The sequence below is a fragment of the Streptomyces sp. NPDC002513 genome, assembly GCF_053595355.1.
The window spans coordinates 1-8,628 of the sequence record NZ_JBSFXK010000113.1; the positions used below are offsets into that span (position 1 = coordinate 1).

At 68.3% G+C, this 8,628-nt stretch carries 7 protein-coding genes and 3 pseudogenes; 7 read left to right on the forward strand and 3 right to left on the reverse strand.

What is annotated here, in order from left to right:
* Positions 1-174 precede the first annotated feature (174 nt).
* Positions 175-552 (forward strand): nuclear transport factor 2 family protein, encoded by a 378-nt coding sequence (locus ACWD5Q_RS34625; RefSeq protein WP_024757633.1) that lies wholly within the window; start codon positions 175-177, stop codon positions 550-552.
* Between the two features lie 153 nt (positions 553-705).
* Here the strand turns inward: ACWD5Q_RS34625 and ACWD5Q_RS34630 are convergent.
* Positions 706-1,221: pseudogene (locus ACWD5Q_RS34630) on the reverse strand (transposase); the annotation flags it as partial.
* A 376-nt stretch (positions 1,222-1,597) separates the two neighbouring features.
* Here ACWD5Q_RS34630 and ACWD5Q_RS34635 point away from each other — a divergent pair.
* The 4 genes from ACWD5Q_RS34635 to ACWD5Q_RS34650 all read left to right on the forward strand — a co-directional run bounded on the left by ACWD5Q_RS34635 (position 1,598) and on the right by ACWD5Q_RS34650 (position 6,261).
* A complete protein-coding gene (locus tag ACWD5Q_RS34635) occupies positions 1,598-2,479 on the forward strand; it encodes a carbon-nitrogen hydrolase family protein (protein ID WP_451431044.1) in 882 nt (293 codons plus the stop codon).
* A 36-nt stretch (positions 2,480-2,515) separates the two neighbouring features.
* Positions 2,516-3,904 (forward strand): APC family permease, encoded by a 1,389-nt coding sequence (locus ACWD5Q_RS34640; protein WP_451431045.1) that lies wholly within the window; start codon positions 2,516-2,518, stop codon positions 3,902-3,904.
* 87 nt (positions 3,905-3,991) lie between these two features.
* Positions 3,992-4,729 (forward strand): FadR/GntR family transcriptional regulator, encoded by a 738-nt coding sequence (locus ACWD5Q_RS34645; protein WP_451431046.1) that lies wholly within the window; start codon positions 3,992-3,994, stop codon positions 4,727-4,729.
* Positions 4,730-4,782: 53 nt separating this feature from the next.
* Complete coding sequence (locus ACWD5Q_RS34650; protein ID WP_451431047.1) at positions 4,783-6,261, forward strand: APC family permease; 1,479 nt, start codon at positions 4,783-4,785, stop codon at positions 6,259-6,261.
* Positions 6,262-6,409: 148 nt separating this feature from the next.
* On the opposite strand, the gene ACWD5Q_RS34655 is transcribed toward ACWD5Q_RS34650, so the two are convergent.
* Positions 6,410-6,700: a hypothetical protein gene (locus ACWD5Q_RS34655; RefSeq protein WP_451431048.1), complete on the reverse strand. Its 291-nt coding sequence runs from the start codon at positions 6,698-6,700 to the stop codon at positions 6,410-6,412.
* A 334-nt stretch (positions 6,701-7,034) separates the two neighbouring features.
* Between ACWD5Q_RS34655 and ACWD5Q_RS34660 the strand changes: the two are divergent.
* A pseudogene (locus tag ACWD5Q_RS34660) lies at positions 7,035-7,195 on the forward strand (aminoglycoside adenylyltransferase domain-containing protein); the annotation flags it as partial.
* 147 nt (positions 7,196-7,342) lie between these two features.
* On the opposite strand, the pseudogene ACWD5Q_RS34665 reads toward ACWD5Q_RS34660, so the two are convergent.
* Positions 7,343-7,804, reverse strand: a pseudogene (locus tag ACWD5Q_RS34665) (transposase); the annotation flags it as partial.
* Positions 7,805-8,270: 466 nt separating this feature from the next.
* Here ACWD5Q_RS34665 and ACWD5Q_RS34670 point away from each other — a divergent pair.
* The gene (locus ACWD5Q_RS34670) at positions 8,271-8,609 is read left to right on the forward strand and encodes a hypothetical protein (RefSeq protein ID WP_451431049.1); all 339 of its coding nucleotides are present in this window, start codon (positions 8,271-8,273) and stop codon (positions 8,607-8,609) included.
* The last annotated feature ends 19 nt before the right edge of the window (positions 8,610-8,628 follow it).

Below are 8,628 nucleotides of genomic sequence, written 5' to 3' on the forward strand. Positions count from 1 at the left end.
CACGGCGATATGGCACAACGACCACACCGGACAAGACGTCCTACGCTCGCTGACCGCGTTCGATCACTGACCCCTTGGAATAGATCATCTAGTGCGGTGACCGGGATGGTTCACCGTGGTCGGGAGACGGCTCACGGGACGAGCGCGGTCCGCGAGGAGTGGTATTACTGGTGCATGCAGGAAGAGACCGCGCGGTCCGCGATCGACACGTTCATCTCCGCGTTCAACGCCTCGGACGACAGCTATGTGACTGCGCTGCTCTCCCAGGCCCTCACCTCGGACGTGGTCTTCTGGGGACCGTTGGGCCGCAGTGAGGGGATCGAGGCGGTCGAGCGGTTCGTGCTGGACATCCGGCGCCACCCCGCGGGGACCGGCACGATGGTGCGCTGTTCGGCGGTGGACATGCCGGACGAGTGGGCCCGGTACCAGTGGGTCTTCACGACGCCGGATGGAGGCCCCCGCCTGGCGGGAACGGACGTCGTCCATCTGCGGCGGAGCCTCATCGACCAGGTCATCGTCTTCGCGGGGGAGATCGAGCCGTCCGCCTCCTGAGCCATTCTCCTCTGGCGCCGTCCTTCTCCTGAACCGGCCCCGTTCGGGGCTCCGGGTCTGCCCAGCCGAGATCATCTTCACAACGCTTCGGTCGTCCGCGCTTGGCCACGAGCGGACCGATGATGCGCTGTGGCTGTGTAAGTTCGCGGTTGGTCAGGCTGCGGTGTTGAGGGGGCGTCCGCCCCAACGGATGCCCTTCTCGCTTCGGATGCGGGCGCGTTCCTTGCGTTCGGCGGCCAGGACGTCGCGGTGGCGGGCGTTGGCGTTGCGCCAGCGTAGATAGGCGTGCAGGGTTCGTGTCTGCACGGTGTGGTTGGGGTGGTTGGAGTTGGCGATGGTGAACTGCCTCAGCGGTCCGAAGTGGGCCTCGATGGGGTTGGCCCAAGAGGCGTAGGTCGGGGTGAAGCACAGCTCGACCTTGTGCTTTGTGGCCCAGCGGCGGATGTCGGTGCCTTTGTGGGCGGACAGGTTGTCCAGGATCACGTAGATGGGGGCGCCGTCGGGCCGGGCGGCGCGGATCGACTTGAGCGCGGCCAGCGTGTTCGCGGTACCTTTCTTGCGGCGGTTGACGCCCCACAACATGTCGTCGCCGACCGAGTAGCAGCCGTGGAAGTACCGGACGCCATGGGTGCGGTGGTAGGTGGCCGGCACCCGGTCGGAGTGTTTCTGGTGAACAGGGCGAACGTTGCCTGGCACCAGCCGCAGCCACTCCGGCACGATGCTTCATGATCTTGGTCAGAGCGGCCTCCGTCGGCCCGCCCCCGACCGCCGGTGGAACCAGCGGCCCGCCCTCGACCGCCAGTGCGGCCAGCAGTGCGCGGCGCTCACGCAGGCAGGAGCCTCGCCTTGCCCGCCTGACGATCCGCTTCCCCGCCGCCAAAGGGGACCGTTGGCGAGGGTAGGGCGCAGCTGGCCCCAGGTCGCGAAACGGGGTCTTGTTTAAGTGTTCATCATGCTCTAATTTTCCATCCATGCCGGAACGGCTCGTTCCAGTCTGCCGCTCACGTCGCATTTCGGCTGCTTTGAATCATTTGGAGGTTTCGCCATGCCTCGGCTCCTGCCCATCGCGACTGCCCAGGTCGCCCCCCGGCCAGCCGCCACCGCACTCGACGGCTTCGCCTCCGAGGTGACCGAGCTGCTGGCGGCACACCCCGAGACACGGCTGGTGATCCACCCCGAGATGCACCTGTGCGGCGTCGACGGTACGACCGAGGAGCGCCACGAACTGCTCCAGGCCGCCGCCGAGCCACTGGACGGGCCGCGTACCCGGCAGCTCGCCGAACTCGCCGGAGACCTCGGCGTCTGGCTCTTCCCCGGTACCGTCTGCGAACGCGGATCCGACGGCGCCCTGTTCAACACGGCACTGGCGTTCTCCCCCGAGGGGCGGCTGGTCGCCTCCTACCGCAAGATCTTCCCTTGGCGGCCCTACGAGCCGTACGACCCGGGCGACCGCTTCGTGGTCTTCGACCTCCCCGAGGCCGGCCGGATCGGCTTTGCCATCTGCTACGACAGCTGGTTCCCCGAGGTGGCACGACAACTGGCCTGGCTGGGCGCCGAAGTGATCGTCAATCAGGTGGAGACCACCACCGCCGACCGTGAACACGAGCTGGTCCTGGCCCGGGCGCACGCCATCGTCAACCAGCTTCACGTGGTCAGTGTGAACGCCGCCGCACCCGTCGGCACCGGCCGCAGCCTGATCGTGGACCCCGAGGGCCGGGTCACCGCCGAGGCCCCCGACGCCGAGCCCGTCGTCCTCACCGAGGTACTCGACCTGGACCAGGTCACCCGGACCCGCACTCTCGGCACGGCCGGACTCAACCGAATGTGGGACCAGTTCACCGACGCCGACGCCCCCATCGAACTACCGCTGTACGCAGGCCGGATCGACCCCCGCAGCTGGCGGCCCGCGTCCGCTCCCCGCGCCTGACCCCGCCCTCGTCCCCGCACCCGTTAGCGAGTCCCCATGCACAACGCTTCTCCCGCGACCCTCAGTCGCGCGCTCAAGCTCCGGTCGGTCGTCCTGTTCGGCCTGGCCTACATGGCACCGCTCATCGTGCTCGGCACCTACGGCGTGATCGCCGGCGCCACCGACGGATCCGTGCCCAGCGCCTATCTACTGGCTCTGGCCGCAATGCTGTTCACCGCTCACAGCTACGGCCGGATGGCCAAGGCACACCCCGTCGCCGGCTCCGCCTACACCTACGTGCGCCGCGAGATCGACTCCCGCGTCGGCTTCCTGGTGGGCTGGGCCACCCTCCTCGACTACTTCTTCCTGCCGATGGTCATCTGGCTCATCGGCGGCGCCTACCTGCAGGCCGAGTTCCCGGCCGTGCCGTTCTGGGTCTGGATCGTCGGCTTCATCGCGGTCACCACCGCACTCAACGTCCTCGGCATCAAGGCGGCCGAGCGCGCCACCGACCTGCTGATGGCCTTCCAGGTTCTGGTGATCGCCTTCTTCGTGGTGCTCTCCGTGGCCCATGTGATGCACCTGGGCGGTGCCGGGGCCGCGGTCAGCATCGCGCCCTTCGCCAACCACGCCACGACCTGGTCCGGCGTCTCGGCCGGCGCCGCGATCGCCGCGTACTCCTTCCTCGGCTTCGACGCGGTGACCACGCTCACCGAGGAGACCCTGGAGCCGCAGCGAACCATTCCGCGCGCCATCATGCTCACCGCGTTCATCGGCGGCGGCATCTTCGTCCTGGTCGCCTACACCACCCAACTGGTCCACCCCGGCAGCTCCTTCGCCGACCCCAACTCCGCCGCCTTCGAGATCGCCAAGACCATCGGCGGCAACCTGTTCTCCTCCTTCTTCCTGGCCGGTCTGGTGGTCGCCCAGTTCGCCTCCGGTCTGGCCGCCCAGGCCAGCACCTCGCGGCTGCTGTACGCCATGGGCCGCGACTCGGTGCTGCCGCGCAGCGTCTTCGGGCGAATCAACGAACGATTCCGCACCCCGGCCGGCAACATCCTGCTCACCGGCGCGGTCGGGCTCATCGCCCTGAAGCTCGACGTGGCGACCTCGACCTCCTTCATCAACTTCGGCGCGTTCACCGCCTTCACCTTCGTCAACCTCAGCGTGATCGCCTCCTACCTGCGCAGGCGGCGCGCCGGGGAGCGCCCGCACCCGGTCTCCTACCTCGCGGTCCCGGCGATCGGCACGGTGATCGACGCCTGGCTCCTGACCAACCTGGACGGCGCGGCGCTGACCCTCGGACTGATCTGGCTCGGCCTGGGCGTCATCTACCTCGGCTACCTGACCCGCGGCTTCCGGGTCGCACCGCCCGAGATGTCCTTCAGCGAATCCGGCGAGGGCGAACCGGCCCAACCGGCCCCGCAGCGCAAGGCCGCCGCCTGAGCCGCCGACGGACCGGAGGCGGCCCGGCGCCCCGCGCGTCCCGCCTCCGGTCCGCTACCTTGATCAACGGATGGTTAGAGTGACTGCGTGGTGAACCCGGCAGGCAAGTTCGTCCCCTTCGGCCCTGGAGGACGCCTCCCTGCGGCGTCGGCCGCCGGGGTGGCGGGCGCGCGCGCTCTGCTGGGCGGCGGCGGGCAGACCGGGGCCGAACTCGTCCGCTCCCGGATCGCGCTCCAGGTGCGGCTGGCATCGGTGCTCCCCGGCGACCGGCTGCCGGACACCGGGGTCCTCGCCGACGAACTCGGGATCAGCGAGATCACGGTGCGCCGCGCCCTGGAAGGCATGTGCCAGGACGGCCTGCTCGACCGGCGCCGCGGGCGGGCCGGTGGGACCTTCGTCGCCTCGGCCTGGGAGACCGTCGCCGCCGTGATGCACGACGCGGAGGCGGCAGCCTCGCTGGACTCGTTCCACCTGCTGGTGGAGTGCGGCCTCGTGGCGCACGGCTGCGGCGAGGTCGAGGCCGAACGGCTGGCGGGGCTGCGAGCGCTCGTCGCCGAGCTCGACCTGGTCGACGATGCGGCTCGGCTGCTTCAGCTGGAGACCCGGTTCCACCTGGAGCTGGCCGAGGTGCTCGGCGGCCCGGGGATTCGCGAGATCGCCGCCGACCTGCTCGGCCGGTTGTGCCTGCTGCTGCCCGCACCCGAACCCGCCGTGCTCCGGGAACGGAACCGCTGCCACGCCGAGTTGCTCGACGAACTCGCCCGTGGCGCCACGGACCTGGCCGTGCGGGCGGTCAAGGCGCACCAGCGCGTACAACCGGTCTGACCGAGCGAGGACCAGGTCACCCAAGGAGCCGCACGGCCCCAGAAGGAGAAACCATGCCAGAGTCCGGACCCCCTGGAGCCGGACCGCCTGCCGCCTCGCACCCCGCCCGAGGCGAGCCCCAGCGGCTGCGCGGCGGTGTCCTGGGGATGGCGGACATCGCCGCCGCCACCATGGCCAACATCGGCCCGGCCATGAGCTTCTACTTCGGCTTCGCGTTCCTCACCACCACCTCGGGCGTGGCCTCCCCGCTCACCGTCATCGCCGCCGGTGTCGCGGTGGCCCTGCTGGGCAACACACTCGCCCAGTTCTCCCGGGCGCACCCGTCGGCCGGCGGTTTCATCACCTTCGTCGGCAAGACCTTCGGACCGGTCAGCGCGGTGACCACGGCGCTGCTCGTCGGCATCGGCTACATCATCGGCATGGCCTCGGTCATTGCTATCTCCGGTGGCTTCCTGGAGATCACCCTGCACCGGTACACCGGCGTGAACGTACCGTGGATCATCTGGACGTTGCTGCTCACCGCTGTCTCGGTGGTGCTGATGCTGCGAGGCGTGGTGGTCTCCACCAAGTTGGCAGGCTTCTTCTTCGGGGTCGAGATGGTGGTCCTGGTGGTGGTCTCGGCAGCGGCGATCATCAGCCACGCGGGGCACCTGTCCGCCGCCCCGTTCCTGCCCAGCCACCTCAACAACGGGCTGAAAGGGCTGGCCGGGGGGTTCCCGCTGGCGGTCTACCTCTTCATCGGCTGGGAGAACTCCGCGGCGCTCGCCGAAGAGACCGAGAACCCCCGACGCAACGTCAGCCGCGCGATCTTCTCCTCCGTGGCGATCATGTCGGTGAGCTATGTCCTCTTCTCCTACGCCACGGTGACCGGCTTCGGCTACGACGTGCACAAGCTCGGCGGCGCCCAGATCCCCTTCATCAGCGTTGCCCAGAACACCCTCGGAGCGCTCGCCTTCCTCGCCTACCTCGGCGGGCTCACCTCCACCCTCGGCGCGCTGATCGCCGGCACCAACTCACAGGCACGGCTGGTGTTCAACGCCGGACGCGACGGACTGCTGCCGTCCTTCTTCGGCTACGTCCACCCGATCCGCCGCACGCCGACCAACGCCATCCTCGCCTTCACCGCCACCGCCCTGCTGGTCATCGGAGGCTGGGGCCTGGTCCATCTGCTCGGCCACCACAGCGGTTCGATGAACCCGGTGGCTTTCTTCGCCGAGGCATCGACGATGGGAACCATCTTGATCCTGCTGGTGTACCTGGCCTCGAACATCGCGCTGCCGCTCTACTACCGCAGATACCGGCCGCAGGAGTTCCATGTGGTCAGGCACCTGGTACTGCCCGCCTTGGGTGTCCTGGCCATCGCGGTCCCGCTCTACTACCTGGCCAAGCCCGGCCAGCCCGCCCCCTACAGCTGGTTTCCCTACGCGGCCGTCGCCACCGTGCTCCTCGCCCTCGGCTACGCGACGCTACTCGTCCGCCGAGACCCCTCGCTCGGCGACCGGGTGGGCTCCGTCGTGGCGGACATGGAATGAGGGGCGCATCGGCCTTCGGCAACAAGTGCGGACCGAATGCCGGACAGCATCCCCGGAAGGCCCTGAACTACACCCGTCCACACCACCGTCGCATTCTTCGCCCACGGCCTGAATAGCCGCTCACGGCGCTGACGCAACGGCGTTGGGCTCAGGATCCGCCAGCGATCTCGGGGAGGTTGCCGGCACTGGCCGTTTCGTCCTGCGCCATGCCAAGGAAGCGCTGGATCGCTTCGACTGGCATGTCGAGCCCCTCGGACGCCAACTGCTCGTTGCCGAACACCTGCACTGCCTCGGTGACGGCCAAGGCCAGTTCAAACTCTGCCTTGCGGACCTTGGCCTCGGCCTTGTCCACAGTGTCGACCACCGCCAACTGGCGGCGCTGCTTCTCCTGAAGCCTCTGTTTACGGGAAAGGATTTTGTCAGAGTGCTGCACAGACATAACCAAGATCATAATCGATTCGCGTGCGCACCCGAGGTGGCAGCTCCCGGCCGCTGGCGTACCTCGCACGCGTTGAGCATCGCCGCGAAGCGGGGTCATCCGCGCTCGTGTCACCAGGCGCACACCTGTGCGCCCGGCCAGGACGATCGAGGCTTGTCGCCCTGAGAACCGGGGGCTGGAAGGGGCGGCTTCCGCTCCTTCCAGCCCCCGGCCGGCGCCGATGTGCGTGGTGTCAGTCGGCCCTCGCTGGTTCTTCGGCTCGGGCCCGAGTGCTGGTGAGGCGGTAGGAGCCGGGTCCGGTCTCGATGACGGCCCAGTTGAACGTCAGTCGGCCCTGGACGATGACACCCGCAACGTCCTGCTGACCCTCGCCCGCGTCTGGACCACTTTCGCCACGGGCGAGATCAAAACCAAGGACGCGGCCGCCGACTGGGCCATGGCCCACCTGCCCCGGAACACCGGCCCGTCCTGGAGCACGCCAGGCACTTGCACCTCCCATGACCTGGTGCTCGCGCAGGATGTACACCCTCGCCGCGGCCGGCCCGACTACCGGGAACTCATGCACGAATGGATGCGCCGCAGCCGTATCCACCTGGGAGGCACTTCGACCTCGACACCGTCCACCAGCTGGAGTGTGGAACCGTCCGCGGGGCCCAGGCGCACCGCGTCGAGCAGCGCGACCCAGGAAGTGCGGCCGGCTTCCAGAGCGGCGACGAATGAGTACGGCCAGCCCGGCACCAACTGGTCTGTCTTACGGTCGCCACGCCCGTAGACGTGGCAGAACAGCCGGTCATCGCTGGTCGGGGCATCAGGGCGGAGCCAGTTGCTCACGTCCACCGCCAGCACGATCCGCCCGTCGGCCGCCTTCGGCAGCGGCAGGTCGGCCAGCACGCGACGCAGCCTCGCAGGCTCGATCCAGCCCCGGTCCAGCGCGGCATACAGCGCGCCGTGCCCGCGCCGATGCTCGACGGTCAGGGACAGCTCGACCAGGGTCTTCACCGGACCGTCCGCGCACAGGACCGCGTCCGTGAGCTCGAACAGCGCGTCCGTGCGGGCGTACAGGCAGTCGTAGAACCCGACCCGAAAGCGGGACAAGACGTCCAACGCATCGCCTGCGGGCCCAAGGACAAGGTGTTTCGACCGAAACGCTTTTCGGGACGCCAGTTCGAGGCGCGGCAACGCGTCTACAAAGTGGTTCGGTCGAACCGTTTCCTGGACGTCCGTTCGGCCGGGGCGGACCAGCGTCTTGGCCGACACGGCACCGTTGCCGGATGCGGCGGCTCGATGGCCGGCCTGGCGGGCCACATCCTGGAGCTGATAGACGGCCCGATGCCGATCGCGGAGGTGGTCAAGGTGGCCGCCGCACGCCGACCTTTCCATGGCTTCCCTGTGTATTCGTTGTGCATCTACTCTGGGTGCCCAAATCTTCGCGATGGGTGATGGGCGGTGCCATGCTGGTTAAAGGCGGCCCCTGGGTGTTTTCAAAGCTTCTTCTTGTTCCGGTGAGAAGTTCCTTGAATGTGGCTGCCTTGGCATGGGGGACCCTCGCGGGTGTCGAAGACTGCCGTGCATGGCTACAACAGTCCTCGACCCGACCTTCCCCGCCGGCGCGGCCCGACGTGCGCCGTGGAGATCGCCGGTGGACCAGCCCGCGTACGCGCGTCCGGCTCTGCTGGTCATCACCGTGCTCGCCGCCGTGTTCTACGCGTGGGGGATCAACCACAGCCAGTACCACACGTTCTACGCGAACGCCGCGCGCAGCATGACCGAGAGTTGGAAGGCGTTCTTCTACGGTTCCTTCGACCCGGGCAATTCCATCACGCTGGATAAATTGGGCTCTCCTGCCGCATGCGTGGGTGCCCTGACCAGCCCTGATACGGGAAACACGCCGTCTCCTGCCATCCTTTGAGTTCTCTAGGCTCAAGTTG